Origin of the sequence: Porphyromonas catoniae ATCC 51270, from assembly GCF_000565015.1 — a bacterium.
Lineage (GTDB): Bacteria > Bacteroidota > Bacteroidia > Bacteroidales > Porphyromonadaceae > Porphyromonas > Porphyromonas catoniae.
The window spans coordinates 1-15,259 of sequence record NZ_JDFF01000009.1 but is presented as its reverse complement, the minus strand read 5'-3'; the positions used below and the strand labels follow the sequence as shown (position 1 = coordinate 15,259).

The window sequence follows — 15,259 nt, the reverse complement described above, 5'->3', positions numbered from 1 at the left end:
AGGATAAATGAGATTACCCTATAGGAGAAAGAAGGTCATCGGCACTGATGCCGAGATTTAGTGCTTTGAATCCGCTCTGCCTTTAGCTATGGTAGGAGGTGTTGTAATTGCAGACCTTACCTCCAATGCTTACGCTCGCAAAGGCATAAGGAAATAGAATCAATCATGAGACATGACTACTTCCGAGGGGAAGGTCCCATGACGATGAGGAGCTTACCTCCGGGGCGCAGATCACTATGTGAGAAGGAGAGCGTCTGGGTAATATCTCGTCCGTTGATGGAGGCTGACTGTACGTACTTATTGGCTTTGCTGTTGCCCTGTACCTCAATGACGAATTTCCCCCTTGGGAGGTTCAGCGTAGCACGATCCACGAGGGGACGGCCAAGGGTATATTCAGCCTTCCCGGGGCATATCTGATAGAAGCCTAGGGCACTGAGGATATACCAAGCTGACATCTGCCCGCAGTCTTCGTTGCCAATGATTCCTCCGGGCGTGGGCTGATAGAAGTGACGTAGTACGGTGTCCAGTATAGCCTGTCCCTTGTGAGGGGAGGAGGTATAGTTGTAGAGATAGGCGATATGATGGCTGGGTTCGTTGCCATGGGCATACTGACCAATCAGTCCCGTTATATCGCCAGACTGCTCTGCCCCATCGATGCGTGATGAAGTGGTGAAGAGGGTGTCAAGGTTAGTCTCTAGTACGTGCTTCCCTCCCATGGTGGCGAGGAAGCCCTGCATGTCGTGTGGCGCATAGAAGCTCCACTGATAGGCGTTACCCTCGGTGTAGTCGCTCTTACCATGAGCAGAGTATCTAGGGTTAAATGGTGTACGGAATTGTCCATTCCCGAGTACGGGTCGCATGAGGTTCGTTTCCTTGTCCCAGTAGCGTCTGTAGTAGAGGCCACGCTTGTCGTATTCCTTTGCTACTGAGTCGAGGCCTGCAGCCTCTGCGATACGAGCGATGCACCAGTCATCGTAGGCCATCTCTACACCCCAGCTCACACTCTCGGGTACGGAGTCGGCTGGGACAAAGCCGTACTTCTCCTTGTAGTATGGATGACGTGTGATGAGGTCTAGCTCTCGGGATCCGGCGAATTTCCGTGCAAGATCTTCTCGATAGATGGAGCTACGTTGTGCTGCCTCTGTCCAATGGCGCAAGTCTTCGTCCTTGGCAATGCCCTTAGCCACAAGGTCTGCTAGCACGCTCACCGAGTGATAGGCAGGCATACAGCCAGTATAGTTGGATGCCAAAGGCCAACGAGGCAGGATTGTCCCCTCTTCGTAGTCGCTGACCAAACTACGTCCGTAGCGTAGAGCACGGTCAGGGTCTATGATCGTCAGCAGGGGATGCAGCGCACGGTATGTGTCCCAGAGGGAGAAGACGGTATAGTGTCCGTCTTGGGGATTTGCATTCTTATGCACCTGCTTATCCATCCCACGGAAGGAGCCATCGACATCCTGATAGTTATACGGAGCTATGTGGGCATGGTAGAGAGCCGTATAGAAGTTACGTAGGACGGTTGTATCCTGAGTCTCGATTTGGATCTTATTCAAGACCTCGGCCCAGGCTTGACGGCTCTCGTGGCGAACATGCTCGTAGTCCCAATGGGGGAGTTCTGCCTCGAGGTTTTTCATCGCACCCTCGGGAGAGACTGCGGATAGACCAGCTTTCACTAGGATAGGCTCCGTGCCACTCGGCAGGTAGATATGGAGCTTGAGGTCAGAGGTGTCCTTTGTCGAGGTGTAACCTGAGGATAGGCGTACCCGCTCTTTCGCATCACGGACGAGTACCAGGCTATCGGCGGGCGAACTAAGACGTATCACGTAGCTCAACTGATGATGCTCTGCCCAGCCCTTCGTATAGAAGGTACCCTGGAGCGTAGAGTCATTGAGCATCTGTAAGTCATTGCCAACCACAGCGTGTCCCCAATTTGGCTGAAGGATATGGCTTAGGTCAAGGAGCAGGCGACGCTCCGTGCTGTCGCTATAGGTCGCTCGCATCAGTCCTACCCGCTCCGTGGAGGTTAGCTCTACTTGTACCCCAAAGTTGGATAAGAGTACCGTGTAGTTACCCGGCGTAGCTTGCTCATTGGCCTTATCAAAGGTAGCTATGGGGCGGAGGCTATCCAGACCGCTATAGGGTAGCAGGGCAACATCCCCGAGATCCCCTACGCCCGTTCCAGAGAGGTGTGTGAGGCTAAAGGCGTGGATCGCACTGTCCGAGGCGTGGTAACCACTGCTAGCATCCCAGGCCAAGAGATGGGTATCTGGGCTGAACTGCACCATCGCATTCGGACGGGTAGCCCCGGGGAAGGTATGCCCATGCTCACCCGTCCCAATGAAGGGGTCTACATAGGAGAGTAATCGCTCGTCTAGAGGGGCTTCGGAGGTGCGAGGAGAGCACGAACTAAGGACTGAAGCCCCGAGGAGAAGGGCTGCGCCTGCGGTGAAGAGCTTGGATACGAACATAAGTAAAGAGTAAAACGAATAGGACTAAACCTGCCCAGCGAAGGCGGCTGCAAAGAGGCGCATCTGACGGAGCATCGAGACGAGGCCGTTTGAGCGTGTCGGGGAGAGGTGCTCGGAGAGACCTATCTCCTTGATGAAGTAGAGATCTGAGGCTAGGATGTCCTCTGGAGTTTGCCCATCCAGTACTCGAAGTAGGAGACTGACAATCCCTTTGACAATGATGGCGTCACTCTCCCCACGGAAGTGTACCTTGCCCTCGGAGTAGCTAGCGGTAATCCATACACGACTCTGACATCCCTCTATGATGTTCGTCGGTGTCTTATCGCTCTCTGGTAGTGGCTCGAGCGTATTCCCTAGATCGATGATGAGGGCATAGCGGTCCATCCAGTCATCTAGAGCAGAGAACTCCTCTATTATCTCATCTTGTAGTTCGTTTATAGTAGGCATATATTTCGTTTACTTGTCATAAATCAGTGCGAGGGGCTGTAGGGGAGTGGGAGGTATGCCAGAGAGAGGTGTGGATGGGGAATGAGCGAAGCTCAAGATAGGTATCCCCGTAATCTCACTAGAGGTATCCTCGGTACCTGCCGGCAGGTTACGGGGATACCTCTGGTGAGGTTCCCTCAGTACCTCTAGCCCCCTTTTGAGAAAGAATTTTTAGATGAAGAAAGTTCACCTGCCTAAAGCTCTTCGTGCAGAGCCGTACGGACGGTCTCGCCTACGGCTTGGAGGGTTTCCTTGAGGATTACATTCATGTTATCCCCCATCCTATGCCAATGAGCCCCGAAGCCTGTGGGACGGTTGGGGTCGAAGTTAATGATGTCCACTACGGGTATGCCGAGATGGCGAACGACGGGGACGTGGTCATCCGTCATTGCTCCACCATCGGCTTGCACAAAGTAGCTTCCCCAGCCCAGCTGGGAGGCTACCCCCCAGAGGGTAGATAGGGTAGGGCGGGCAACATCCTTGGAGAGTGTCTCCCAATAGAAGCGCGCACCCTGTGCCCCGACCATATCGAGGAGGATACCATAGCGAGCCTTGTAGCTCGGGGTATGGGGATGGGTGGCCCAGTAGGTGGAGCCAAGGCACCAGGTCTCATCGCTCTGACTGTGCCCACCATCCTCTAAATCGAAGAATACGAAGTCAATTGCCTTGTCTCTTGGGGTAAGGCTCTCCTGACGAGCGATCTCGAGTAGTACGCCCACTCCACTTGCCCCATCATCAGCTCCGAGGATCGCTTTGCCTTGGGCAGATGTGTCAGGATCATGGTCAGCCACGGGGCGAGTGTCCCAATGGGCCATGAGGAGGATGCGTTCGCCCGTCCCCTCTGGATGTCGGGTAGCGATGATGTTTCTCCCTTGGACTTCTTTCCCGAAGTAATCCTTGTCCTTAAAGGTTTGTAGTGTCACCACGTAGCCCCAGCTCTTGAGCTTAGCCTCGATCCATGAGGCACAGGAGGTGTGTGCTACACTCCCTGGTACCCGAGGACCGAAGGCTACTTGGCTGGCCACATAGCTATAGGCAGAGTCGGCATCAAAGGGCTGAGGAGCTCGTCTAGGCTCTTCGGTGGTCTCTGTATGCTCCCTTTGAGCCTTACTACCCCCACAGCTCGGGAGAGGCAGGGCAAGAGAGACTAAGAGCAAAGAGGCGAGGAGGAAGGGCTTGGTCTGCATAAGGTTTTCCTTAGAATATAGAGGGTTTATTTGGCTCCACGATAATCTCCTCTAGGGGACGCTTGGGGACGTGATGCTTGCCCTCGGCGTCTCGCCAGTACTTGACGTCCTCTGGGTTTCTTGCCTCCTCTAGGATAATTGTCTCCATGGGGCGTCCGAGGGCGATGACGGCATTAATCGAGAGATGTGTCGGTAGATCATACATGCGGGCTATGTCTCCCTTTCCATAACCATGAAAGATACACATCCCATAGCCTGCCTCGCTAGCTAGTAGACCGAGTGCCTCTAGCTGCAATCCCTCATCAAAGCGTGCCGCAGGGGCAAGGTTGGTGTCAAGTAGCTGGATGAGGTAGGCAGTAGGCCGCTCCCCTACCTCGGGGCCATCCCAGTCGGGGAGCATAGCAGCCCAGCGTTGTAGGGCGGTAATCTCGTTGCACTCTGCTGGGTCCGTCACGATGATGTACTTGAGGGGTTGTACGTTGCGCATAGAGGCAGTGTAGCGGATAGCATTCAGCCAACGCTTGATCTGGAGAGGCTCAATACGTACAGTCTCGTCAAAGCGTCGACAGGTACGATTCTTGCGGATTAAGGACTCTAAGATGTGCTGCATAAGTAGATAATCTTTTATCGTGTAGGGAGGCGGAAGAGCCGACGTGCATTCTGGCTCGTTACCTCTGTTAGTTGGTCATAGCTAAGCCCGTAGAGTGAGGCGAGGAATTGGGCAGTGTGGGGGAGAAAACTCGGTTCATTGCGTTTCCCTCTGTTGGGAGTAGGGGCAAGGTAGGGCGCGTCAGTCTCCAAGAGAAGTCTGCCCAGAGGTACCCTCGTGATATAGTCCTTCAACGAACTATTCTTAAAGGTCACCACACCATTGATACCGATAGCAAACCGCTCGAAGCTTAGTGCTTCCTCCAGCTCCTCACTACTGCCCGTGAAGCTATGGAAGACCCCATGAAGCTCGGGGAGATCCACCGCTCTCAGTATCTCGAAGGCCTTACTAAAGGCCTCACGGATGTGTAGGATCACGGGGAGATTTAGGCGGGCAGCCCACTGTAATTGCTCTCGGAAAGCTGCTACCTGCTCTGCCTCATACGTCCGATCCCAATAGAAGTCTAACCCAACCTCCCCTATGGCAGTGGGGCGATGGAGCTCTAGTTGCTCCCTCATGTAGGTTAGCTCCGCTTGGTAATCTTCTTTGACGCTGGTGGGATGAAGTCCGATGCAGGGAAACAGGCGGAGAGGATGAGCTGCGACAAGGGGGAGCATACGCTCGTAGCTCTCCCGATCGACACAGGGCAAGACCATCTGCCCGATACCTGCTTCGTCTGCTCGCTGGAGCATAGCCTCTCGATCGAGGTCAAACTCCTCCCCGTAGATATGTGTATGGCTATCGATGAGTGAGGTAGCCATTAGCTCTTCCTTCCAGCTAAAGTGTCGAAGAGGGTGAGGAGGAGTTCCTTCCCTTCGCTCCTCAGAGGGAGTGCCTCTGTGAGGGCATAGGCACGGGCGGTGTATTGCTTGACTACCTGCTCTGCGTAGGTTCGTACGCCAGCTACTTCGTAGAGACTACGTACATGGGCAATTTGATTACGGCGATCCTCCGAGGTAAGGGCAAGGATTTCCTTCAGTTCCTCGAGCTCGTGTCCCTTCAGTTGCTCTAGGGCATAGAGCAGGAGGAGAGTCTTCTTAGCGTTGATGATGTCTCCCCCGATGGGTTTGCCGAAGGTCGCCTCATCCCCATAGACATCGAGCAGGTCATCTTGGATCTGGAAGGCTAGCCCAAGGGCAACGCCTGACTCATAGAGCTGACTTGCTACCTTGGGGGAAGCCCCACCAATGATTGACCCGATCTGGAGCGATGCTCCCAGTAGGACAGAGGTCTTCAGACGTATCATCTCCATGTACTCGCTGACGGTGACATCCTGACGCTCTTCGTACTCCATGTCCAGCTGTTGTCCCACGCATACCTCTAGAGCCATCTTAGAGAAGATGCTGAGGAGGCAAGGGAGCTTCTTCGACTCCGTTACCTCGCCGAGGGCTGCATAGGCCTCGATACTCATGGCATCCCCAGAGAGGATGGCTGTGTTGTCCCCCCAACGACGGTAAACAGTCGCCTGCCCACGGCGTAGTGGGGAGCGGTCCATGAGGTCATCGTGCAGTAGGGTGAAGTTGTGAAACACCTCTAGAGCTAAAGCTGCGGGGAGTGACTTCTGCCAATCTTCGGTGAAGCAGTAGGAGGCTACACATGAGAGGAGAGGGCGCAGACGCTTACCTCCGAGACTGAGGGTATAGTGAATGGGGGAGAAGAGTCCACTGGGGGGACGATGCTCTGGGAAGCGGAGGGAGAGAGCCTCTTCGATGGCTCGGTGCATCCCTGCGAGCTGATCCTTGGGTGAGGGCATGACGTAATCTATAGCTTTACTTGCTCGAAAGCTGATGTTGTACTTGTGATAATGTGGGGGAAGACCTCCTGTTGAAAAGTCCTTGTCCCACGAGCTAAGCAAAGATACAACTTCTCAGCCGACCCAGCCAGCCTCACTCGCTTTGCTTTGTCCTCTTCATTTCCCTTTTGTAGGCAATGAAGAGACCACTATCCTCTTTCCCTCGGAGCATGAGAAATCACCTATCATAGGTGGTCGTTGTCACCTATGATAGGTGATTGAGGAGGTTAGGGGGGTACCTACACGAAGGGGAAGAGGGAGGATAGCTAGATGTGGAGGAGAAGCCCGAAGGGGGGAGATAGTCAATCATATTCTTGGTATCTTTGCCTCTCGGTGCGTGGGAGGCTTCGATACCCCCGTACTATTACCTATTATTCCGCTTTATGCATACACGTAGCGTTGTCATAATACCTACCTATAATGAGCGAGAGAATATCGCTCAGATGATAGATACTGTCCTCGCCCTTCCAGAGGCATTCCATATCCTGATTGTTGATGATGGTTCTCCCGACGGCACAGCCGAGATCGTTGAGGAGAAGATGGAGCAGTACCCTGGGCAAGTACATTTGAAGAGGCGAGCTGGCAAGCTGGGGCTTGGTACAGCTTACCTCGAGGGGTTTCGTTGGGCTCTGGATGCTGGCTATGAGTTCATCTTCGAGATGGATTGTGACTTCAGTCATCCCCCGATGAAACTGATTGAGCTGTATGAGGCGTGTGCTAAGGGTGGAGCAGATGTTGCGATAGGCTCACGATATATCAAGGGTGGGAAAGTCGAGAATTGGCCCTTCGACCGCATTGCCATGAGCTATGGTGCCTCCCTTTATGTACGTCTCATCACGGGGATGCCAATCAAGGATACCACAGCAGGCTTTGTATGCTATCGTCGGGAGGTGCTAGAGGCGATGCATCTAGAGGATGTACACTTCAAGGGCTATGCATTCCAAATAGAAATGAAGTACACGGCGTACTGCCTCGGCTTCCGACTTGTGGAGGTACCTATTACCTTCACCGACCGTATCCTCGGGACTTCTAAGATGAATACCTCGATCTTCAAAGAGGCGTTCACGGGCGTGGTGAAACTTCGCTACTGGCATAGCTGTAAGGGGTTCCCTCGTCGTAACAATTCCCCGGTCTCTCATCAATAACCTCACTATAAGCATGCTACGCACAGCCCTCTTTTCGCTCCTTGCTCTAGGGGCTTGCTCTACCTCTGCCTTTGCCCAAGAGTTACGTGGGGATGAATTGAAGAGGCTCATCGAGATGCCCCTAAAGAATATCTACGTTGAATACCCCAACAAGACAGGGCATACCTTCGTAGATAGTACTGATCTTCGCCTCTCTCCTCGGGATCTTCATCCTGCCTTCTATGGTTGCTTTGATTGGCATAGTGCTGTGCATAGTCATTGGATGCTCTGCGAGGTACTACGTACCAACCCACAGCTGGCAGAGCGGGAAGCTATCCTAGAGGCCTTCGACAAACATTTCACAGAGAGCAATATGCTCGCCGAGGCAGCTTACTTTGATCGTAAGCTGGCTGGCAGCTATGAACGCACCTATGGATGGGCGTGGCTCCTCAAGCTCTCTGAGGAACTACATCGTCTGGCTAGCGAGGAGAACGATGCTGAGCTACAGGGCAAGGCAAAGGCTTGGTCACGCCATGTCGACCTCCTAGCAGACAAGATCGTCCAGAAGTGGAAGCAGTACCTCCCCAAGGTCAATTATCCCAATAGGATTGGGACGCATTCGAACTCAGCCTTTGCCCTTGCCTTCGCTATCGACTATGCACGCTCGAGGGGAGATCAGGACTTTGAGCAGGCACTCCTTCAGAAAGCTCGTGAGCTACACGCCTCTGACAGACACGTGCCAGCTGAGTGGGAGCCTAACGCAACAGACTTCTTCTCTCCCTCGCTCATGGTCGCAGACCTTATGACGCGTGTGCTACCACAGAGGGAATATGTCCGCTGGCTCAGTAGCTACTTTACTCCAGCAGGGATAGAGCGTCTCTGTCAGAGACCACAGGTAAGTGACCTCACGGACTATACCATCGTACACCTCGTGGGGCTTGCCTTCACACGTGCCTGGACGATGGCTCGTATCGCACAGTACCTCCCGAAGGGGCATGCTCTCAAGGCTCGCTTCACACGTGCCTCCAGAGAGCTATATCGTCATGGCATGAGCCAAATCTTCAACTCCAATTACGGTGGCGATCATTGGCTGGCGACATTCGCCCGTTATGCTGATGAGGTCATGCGCTCCAATCAATAGCAGGCTATGCGTGTAAGTAGGCTAGGGGAGCAGTGGTTGCAAGGGGGAGGTCTATGGCTCAATAGACACAGCTCGATACGCATCGCCCTCATCGTTTTCTCCGTACTCTTTGCTGTGCTTTCACTTGTGATCTCGGATCGCCTCGTATCGAGAATTGCGGTGGAGGAGCACGAGAAACTTGAGATGTGGGCTAACGCTACCCGAGCAGCCAATGCCTATGATCAGCAAATGATCATGACCTACCTCTACCGCATCCTAGACGCTAATACCGCTATACCGACCATCCTGACTGATCAGGACGGGAAGGTGCTGAGCTACTATAATATTGACGTGCCAGAGAAGAATGCAGATGCCTTCCTAGAGCGAGAGCTTGAGCGGTATAAGCGTGGCTACCCTCCCATTGTAATTGATGACCTGAGTAGCCCACAATATATCTACTATTCTGATAGCTACGGACTGAGGTATCTGGTTATCTTCCCCTATATCCAGCTTGGGGTGTTCCTGCTCTTCCTCGGGGTTGCTATCGTGGCTGTTGTGAGCCTCAAACGCTCCGACCAAAACCGTATCTGGGAGGGGCTCTCTCGTGAGACTGCCCATCAGCTAGGCACCCCTATCTCCTCGTTGATTGCTTGGAAGGAATACCTTGCTAGTATGGGGACTGAACCCATGGTAACCGATGAGATGGAGAAGGATATCCAACGGTTAGGCATCATCGCAGACCGCTTCCAGAAGATTGGGTCCTCCCCCAATCTTAGACCCAGCGATCTACATGAGGTCATCCTACGCACCATCGCCTACATGCAACCACGTATCTCGAAGCAAGTGGAGCTGATTGCTCCTAAGGCTCCAGAGGAAAGCATCATTGTTCGGCTGAGTGAGCCTCTTTTAGCATGGGTCTTTGAGAACCTAATCAAGAATGCCGTTGACGCCATGCACGGAGAGGGGAAGATCTCGATAAGCTATATAGCGAAGGAGCGGGAGGTCTACATCGATATTACCGATACAGGTAAAGGTATACCGAAGGGGAGGCAAAAGACGATCTTCCGCCCAGGCATCACCACGCGTCAGCGAGGCTGGGGGCTGGGGCTATCTCTGGCTCGGCGCATCGTAGAGGAATACCATGGTGGGCGTATCTATGTCCACCACTCCACGCTCGGCGTGGGGACTACCTTCCGCATAGAGCTAGATCGTGAGACTGAATAGCTATGAGCATGCCCCCTTCGCTCCTCATTACCTCGACCTTAGCCTCAGGGGAGGCACCACAGCCTTTCACTTGGCATCTCCCTCCCTCTAAGAGCCTTTTGGCTCGGCAGCTTGTCCTTGCCAGCCTTGAAGGGAGACCCCTACCGACTGATTTAGATAGTAGGGAGGATTTGCCTCAGGATATCCATGTCCTCCTCTCTGCTCTGCGAAGCGAAGCTGAGGGAGCAAGTGTTATCTCCGTAGGGGAGTCAGGCACAGCGATGCGCTTCATGACTGCCTATCTCTCAGCAAAGGCTACGAGGTCACTTCGTCTAGAGGGAACGGCACGGCAACATGAGCGACCTATTGCTCCCCTTGTAGAGGCTATGAGACAGCTGGGAGCGAAGATCCATTACTTGGAGCGCGTGGGTTACCCTCCTCTGTCAATTGAGCCTGCTGTACTCCATGGTGGTCGCGTAACGCTAGATGCCTCTCATAGCTCTCAGTACCTAAGTGCCTTACTTCTGCTTGCTCCTATCCTGCAGGAGCGAGTGGAGATTTCCCTTACACATCCGCTTGTCTCGGCTCCCTATGCCCTTATGACCCAAGCTGTGCTTCAGGGGGCAGGATATCCTTGGGTTACTCAAGAGGATGGCGCGTTTACCTATGATCCTGTAGATCGGGTAGAGGCAAAGCAACTACCCCAACTTCCTCTTGTCGAGGAGGCGGACTGGAGTGCCTCCTCCTATGCTTATGCCCTCATATCACTACAGCCTATTGGGACGGAGTGTCGCTTGCCTCGCCTCATACTCCCATCAGCACAAGGCGATAGCCTTTACTTGCCATCGCTCTTTGAGGCCTTAGGTGTCACAACGGAGGTGGGGGATGGATTTGTGCGTCTTCGTAAGGTCTGTCTACCCCAGCAAAAGACTTTTCGAGCTCATCTATCCTCCTGCCCAGACCTAGTGCCAGCACTAGTTACCGCCCTGGTGGGTAATGATGTAGCTTTTCGGATAGAGGGTATTGGGCACCTACGAATCAAGGAATCGGATCGCCTAGGAGCCCTTGCCTCGGAGTTCCTAAAACTTCATATCCCCCTTTGTGTAGAGTCTGATGCTCTCTCGTGGGATCGTCAACTGCTCACCTCATCCAATACTAGCTCTACATCCTTTTCATCACCTACGCAAACTCCACTAATCAACCCGCATCAGGATCATCGTATAGCGATGGCTCTGGCTCTAATGGCAGTCCGAGTTAAGCAGCTCTGTATTAGCAGTCCTGATTGTGTCAAAAAGAGCTTCCCCAGTTATTGGGAGCAACTCGGGGAGATTCTTTGCCTCCAGATGCAATAGAGTGTGGTATCCTATGCCTAGGATTAAGTACTAGCAGTATGGGGGAGAGAGAAATCCTAGAGTCCTTGCAGGGCTGGAAAGTTCTTGCTACCTTTGCGCCAAGAAAACCCCAGGAGGGGAGTCTAAGACTTGCGGTAGTAGCTCAGTTGGTAGAGCATCAGCTTCCCAAGCTGAGGGTCACGAGTTCGAGCCTCGCCTACCGCTCGTGTAGTGGGGATGCCTTTCGTTACAGAGGGGTATCCCCTTCATCTTTGTTCATAGACAACTACTATATAAACCCATTGCAATGACCTCCACATTACTTGGTTTCGAGATGAGTAGCTTATTTAGCTCCTTCACTCAAGAATTTTCGGCATTCAGCCTAGAGCAGATTTACAAGTCTTTCCTTACGCTCTTCGTCACCATTGATATTATAGGTGCGATTCCTATTATCCTATCCCTCAAATCCAAGGGGCAGGAGTACCACGCTACTCAGGTTGGCGTGTACTCGGGGATTATCCTTATCGCCTTCCTCTTCGCTGGTGAGCCTCTACTCGGATCTTTCGGTGCAGATATATCGACGTTTGGTGTGGCTGGTGGGATAGTCCTCTTTGTCATGGCTGTAGAGATGATCTTTGGGATCGAGATATTCAAGTCTGAGGGATCCAATGGAAATTCAACCTTTGTACCCCTTGTCTTCCCTCTCTTTGCTGGGGCAGCCTCGTTCACGACGCTACTTACTCTGCGAGCTGATGGTATGGCGATGATTAACCTAGCCATAAGTATTGTCCTTAATATGGTACTTGTCTACCTCGTATTGCGCTATGTGTCGATACTGGATCGTCTCTTGGGGGCTAACGGGGTGTATATCCTACGTAAGTTCTTTGGCGTAGTGCTACTGGCGATCTCGGTGAAGTTCATCACGAAGAACTTGATTGATGTAATCGCTATGGTAGAGCGTGGAGTAGCGAACCATGGAGGCTAGTGCTGGTTTAGCTTTATATTACGATTAGACTATTTATAAGAGAGAGATATATGAAACATGGCTTTGTCAAGGTAGCAGCTGCCGTCCCCTTTGTGCGTGTAGCAGACTGCATATATAATGTAGAGCGTATCGAGGCTCAAGTGCTAGAGGCTCAGGAGAAAGGTGTGGAAATCATCACATTCCCAGAGCTCTGTATCACGGGCTATACGTGTGGAGACCTATTCCTCAAACCCTTCCTTATCAATCAAGCTCAAAAGGCTCTCCTCCAGCTTGCAGAGCGCACGGCACACACCTCAGTACTCATTATTGTAGGGATGCCTATACAAATTGGATCACAGCTCTTCAATGCTGCTGTGGCCCTACAATCGGGTAAGATATTAGGAGCAATCCCTAAGACCTATCTACCGAACTATCGAGAGTTTCAGGAGGCTCGCTGGTTTGCACCTGCTCGGGATCTACAGCTAGCCACAGCGCAGATTGGTGGGTTTGATGTGCCGATAGGGCATAATGTCCTTTTCCGCTCTGGCGGCGTAGCTGTGGGTATTGAGATATGTGAGGATATGTGGACGCCCTACACTCCTGGGACACGCCTTGCTCTCTATGGGGCACAGATCATCTTTAACCTCTCGGCTAGTAACGAACTGGTAGGAAAGAACACCTATCTACGCTCACTCATTAGTGGCCTCTCGTCTCAGAACCTCTGTGGCTATGTCTATGCCTCCGTGGGCTATGGAGAGAGCACGACCGATACCGTTTTCACAGGGAAGGCATTCATAGCAGAGGTGGGGAAGATCCTAGAGGAGATGCCTCGCTTTGTCCATGAGGAGCGTATGATTATCAGTGATATTGATATCAGCCGTATCGACTATGACCGTATGAGTACGAATAGCTTCAACGAGTCAGTTTCAGACCATACAGAGCGAGGGAAGCTGATGGAGATACCCTTTAAGCTAAGAAGTCAGGAGCAATCCTATGATATAGACCGAAAGATAGAGCGTAATCCATTCTTCCCATGCAATGGTACGGAGGATGAGCGAGCTGAAGAGATGTTTGATATTCAGGTATGTGCATTGGCTCAACGTTTGCAGTTTATCGGAGCTCGCCATGCTGTGCTAGGTATCTCTGGTGGGCTGGACTCTACGCTAGCATTACTTGTCACAGTTGCTACCTTCGACTTCCTAGGTCTACCTCGTGAGGGGATAATAGCGGTCACAATGCCTGGTCTTGGGACAAGTAATAGGACGAAGAGCAATGCCGTTCGACTGATGGAGTTGCTTGGGGTTACAACACGTACTATTGGCATTACGGAGGCATGCCTACAGCACTTTGCTGTTATTGGACACGATCCCAAGGTGCAGGATGTCGTCTATGAGAATACACAAGCTCGTGAGCGGACACAAATCTTGATGGACTTAGCTAATAGGTATAATGCTCCAGTTGTTGGTACAGGAGACCTCTCCGAGCTTGCTCTCGGCTGGTGTACCTACAATGGTGACCATATGTCAATGTATTCGGTTAATGCTGGTGTACCAAAGACTGCGGTGCAGATTGTTGTTCGTTACCTAGCTAAGACAAGACGCTTTGGTGATGCACTCTCTGAAGTCCTTCATTCAATCGTTGAAACACCCATTTCTCCAGAACTAAAGCCTGCGAGTGATGCGGGGGAAATCACTCAGGAGACCGAGGCTCTTGTTGGACCTTATGAGCTACATGATTTCTTCCTCTATAACTTCCTTGGTTATGGTTATGAGCCAAGCAAGATCTTCTATCTGGCTCGCATGGCCTTTGAAGGGAAGTATGAGCCCGAGATGATTCGTCGCTGGATGAAGGTCTTCTATAGCCGTTTCTTCTCTCAGCAATACAAGCGAAATTGTATGCCTGATGGACCGAAGGTTAGCCGTGTGAGCCTCTCTCCTAGAGGGGTTTGGCGTATGCCGAGTGATGTTTCTGCACGTGCTTGGCTCACTGAAATTGACCAGCTACAAGCAGATTGCTAGGCTTGCATCATAGAGCTTATTTCATAAAAGCTTGGGCAAGGTGATGATACAAAAGATATTTTTTGTACGTTTGCATCTGGATTTGTTACTGGTGCGTTCTACTGGTAGTATGTCCTAGTGGACAAATTCAGTTAAACAAAGAAAGATTATGAAGAAAGTATTTGTTTCTTTCGCCGTAATGGCACTCGCCCTCGCTTCTTGTCAGGGCAAGACCGACGCTTCCTCTACAGACAGCGCCGCAGTGGACAGTATGACCGTCGTTGAGCAGCCAATGGCAGCCCAGACGAACGAGGCTATCCTTGGTACCTACGAAGGTGTGCTTCCCGGTGCAGATGGTTCGGTTACTACCAAGATCACGCTCAATGCGGATGGTACCTACAGCAAGCACGAAGAGTTCTCAAAGGCAGGTGCTGAGCCTATCGATGAGAATGGTACGTACAAGCTTGATGCAGCAACTGGGCTTGTAACGCTCATCACACCATCTTCAAACATGGAGACGTACTACAAGGTAGCTGGAGGGACGCTAACTCTCCTCGACCAGACGACTAAGGAGCTTCCTACAGGCGAGCTCGCAGCTCAGTACGTCCTTAACAAGAAGTAAGTCAAACCCGATCTAACTCAGCTTAGCAGCTGAGATATTCAGTCGAGGGGTCTATCTGCATTAAGCAGGTAGACCCCTCAACTCTTGTGGCTACTCGGCGTAGGAGGGTTGGTTTAGAGGTCGAGGTGCATATCCTAGTGCAGAGGATTCAGCTGTACTGGTCTCTTAGTCTCTCCCACGCTTCATACACCTAACCGAGACCATTGCGCAAGCCCCTCTCTTCACAGTTTGCACTTTCCTCCACCGAACTTCGGAGTCTTTAGGCTGAGAAGTGGGATGCCTGTCTCTCCCCCTTGCCCCCTCTCGGGAGGGTTAT

General features: G+C 52.2%; 13 protein-coding genes and 1 tRNA gene. 8 read left to right on the top strand and 6 right to left on the bottom strand.

Annotated elements, in window-relative coordinates; translation table 11 throughout:
• Positions 1 to 176: 176 nt before the first annotated feature.
• From HMPREF0636_RS01845 to HMPREF0636_RS01820, 6 genes are all read right to left on the bottom strand, one after another.
• Complete coding sequence (locus HMPREF0636_RS01845; RefSeq protein ID WP_044168125.1) at positions 177 to 2,468, bottom strand: GH92 family glycosyl hydrolase; 2,292 nt, start codon at positions 2,466 to 2,468, stop codon at positions 177 to 179.
• Positions 2,469 to 2,492: 24 nt separating this feature from the next.
• Positions 2,493 to 2,915 carry a SufE family protein gene (locus tag HMPREF0636_RS01840; RefSeq protein WP_044168123.1) on the bottom strand — a complete coding sequence of 141 codons (423 nt, stop codon included), beginning with the start codon at positions 2,913 to 2,915 and terminating at the stop codon, positions 2,493 to 2,495.
• Positions 2,916 to 3,148: 233 nt separating this feature from the next.
• Positions 3,149 to 4,141, bottom strand: coding sequence for a M28 family peptidase (locus HMPREF0636_RS01835; protein WP_044168122.1), 993 nt, complete (start codon positions 4,139 to 4,141; stop codon positions 3,149 to 3,151).
• 10 nt (positions 4,142 to 4,151) lie between these two features.
• Positions 4,152 to 4,751 (bottom strand): nitroreductase family protein, encoded by a 600-nt coding sequence (locus HMPREF0636_RS01830; protein ID WP_044168121.1) that lies wholly within the window; start codon positions 4,749 to 4,751, stop codon positions 4,152 to 4,154.
• 14 nt (positions 4,752 to 4,765) lie between these two features.
• Positions 4,766 to 5,551, bottom strand: a complete 786-nt coding sequence (locus HMPREF0636_RS01825; protein WP_044168120.1) for a TatD family hydrolase — start codon at positions 5,549 to 5,551, stop codon at positions 4,766 to 4,768.
• The gene (locus HMPREF0636_RS01820; protein ID WP_052328699.1) at positions 5,551 to 6,543 is read right to left on the bottom strand and encodes a polyprenyl synthetase family protein; all 993 of its coding nucleotides are present in this window, start codon (positions 6,541 to 6,543) and stop codon (positions 5,551 to 5,553) included. The genes HMPREF0636_RS01825 and HMPREF0636_RS01820 overlap by 1 nt, the downstream gene beginning before the upstream one ends.
• 422 nt (positions 6,544 to 6,965) lie before the next feature.
• Between HMPREF0636_RS01820 and HMPREF0636_RS01815 the strand changes: the two genes are divergently transcribed.
• From HMPREF0636_RS01815 to HMPREF0636_RS01780, 8 genes are all read left to right on the top strand, one after another.
• The gene (locus HMPREF0636_RS01815) at positions 6,966 to 7,727 is read left to right on the top strand and encodes a polyprenol monophosphomannose synthase (RefSeq protein ID WP_044168118.1); all 762 of its coding nucleotides are present in this window, start codon (positions 6,966 to 6,968) and stop codon (positions 7,725 to 7,727) included.
• Positions 7,728 to 7,740: 13 nt separating this feature from the next.
• Positions 7,741 to 8,847, top strand: coding sequence for a DUF2891 domain-containing protein (locus tag HMPREF0636_RS01810; protein ID WP_044168117.1), 1,107 nt, complete (start codon positions 7,741 to 7,743; stop codon positions 8,845 to 8,847).
• Between the two features lie 6 nt (positions 8,848 to 8,853).
• A complete protein-coding gene (locus HMPREF0636_RS01805) occupies positions 8,854 to 10,050 on the top strand; it encodes a sensor histidine kinase (RefSeq protein ID WP_081748374.1) in 1,197 nt (398 codons plus the stop codon).
• 2 nt (positions 10,051 to 10,052) lie between these two features.
• On the top strand, positions 10,053 to 11,381 hold the full coding sequence (locus HMPREF0636_RS01800; protein WP_044168116.1) for a 3-phosphoshikimate 1-carboxyvinyltransferase: 1,329 nt from the start codon (positions 10,053 to 10,055) through the stop codon (positions 11,379 to 11,381).
• 131 nt (positions 11,382 to 11,512) lie between these two features.
• Positions 11,513 to 11,585 (top strand) — tRNA-Gly (locus HMPREF0636_RS01795).
• A gap of 109 nt (positions 11,586 to 11,694) precedes the next feature.
• Positions 11,695 to 12,345, top strand: coding sequence for a MarC family protein (locus HMPREF0636_RS01790; RefSeq protein ID WP_044168272.1), 651 nt, complete (start codon positions 11,695 to 11,697; stop codon positions 12,343 to 12,345).
• 50 nt (positions 12,346 to 12,395) lie between these two features.
• Complete coding sequence (locus HMPREF0636_RS01785; protein WP_044168114.1) at positions 12,396 to 14,342, top strand: NAD(+) synthase; 1,947 nt, start codon at positions 12,396 to 12,398, stop codon at positions 14,340 to 14,342.
• A 148-nt stretch (positions 14,343 to 14,490) separates the two neighbouring features.
• Positions 14,491 to 14,943, top strand: a complete 453-nt coding sequence (locus HMPREF0636_RS01780) for a copper resistance protein NlpE (protein WP_005467395.1) — start codon at positions 14,491 to 14,493, stop codon at positions 14,941 to 14,943.
• Positions 14,944 to 15,259 lie beyond the last annotated feature (316 nt).

Bases quoted from the DNA above. Each gene is read 5' to 3' on its own strand.
- HMPREF0636_RS01790 (WP_044168272.1), top strand. From the start codon at position 11,695: ATGAGTAGCTTATTTAGCTCCTTCACTCAAGAATTTTCGGCATTCAGC.
- HMPREF0636_RS01840 (WP_044168123.1), bottom strand. From the start codon at position 2,915: ATGCCTACTATAAACGAACTACAAGATGAGATAATAGAGGAGTTCTCT.
- HMPREF0636_RS01820 (WP_052328699.1), bottom strand. From the start codon at position 6,543: ATGCCCTCACCCAAGGATCAGCTCGCAGGGATGCACCGAGCCATCGAA.
- HMPREF0636_RS01810 (WP_044168117.1), top strand. From the start codon at position 7,741: ATGCTACGCACAGCCCTCTTTTCGCTCCTTGCTCTAGGGGCTTGCTCT.
- HMPREF0636_RS01780 (WP_005467395.1), top strand. From the start codon at position 14,491: ATGAAGAAAGTATTTGTTTCTTTCGCCGTAATGGCACTCGCCCTCGCT.
- HMPREF0636_RS01845 (WP_044168125.1), bottom strand. From the start codon at position 2,468: ATGTTCGTATCCAAGCTCTTCACCGCAGGCGCAGCCCTTCTCCTCGGG.
- HMPREF0636_RS01830 (WP_044168121.1), bottom strand. From the start codon at position 4,751: ATGCAGCACATCTTAGAGTCCTTAATCCGCAAGAATCGTACCTGTCGA.
- HMPREF0636_RS01805 (WP_081748374.1), top strand. From the start codon at position 8,854: ATGCGTGTAAGTAGGCTAGGGGAGCAGTGGTTGCAAGGGGGAGGTCTA.
- HMPREF0636_RS01815 (WP_044168118.1), top strand. From the start codon at position 6,966: ATGCATACACGTAGCGTTGTCATAATACCTACCTATAATGAGCGAGAG.
- HMPREF0636_RS01785 (WP_044168114.1), top strand. From the start codon at position 12,396: ATGAAACATGGCTTTGTCAAGGTAGCAGCTGCCGTCCCCTTTGTGCGT.
- HMPREF0636_RS01825 (WP_044168120.1), bottom strand. From the start codon at position 5,551: ATGGCTACCTCACTCATCGATAGCCATACACATATCTACGGGGAGGAG.
- HMPREF0636_RS01835 (WP_044168122.1), bottom strand. From the start codon at position 4,141: ATGCAGACCAAGCCCTTCCTCCTCGCCTCTTTGCTCTTAGTCTCTCTT.
- HMPREF0636_RS01800 (WP_044168116.1), top strand. From the start codon at position 10,053: ATGAGCATGCCCCCTTCGCTCCTCATTACCTCGACCTTAGCCTCAGGG.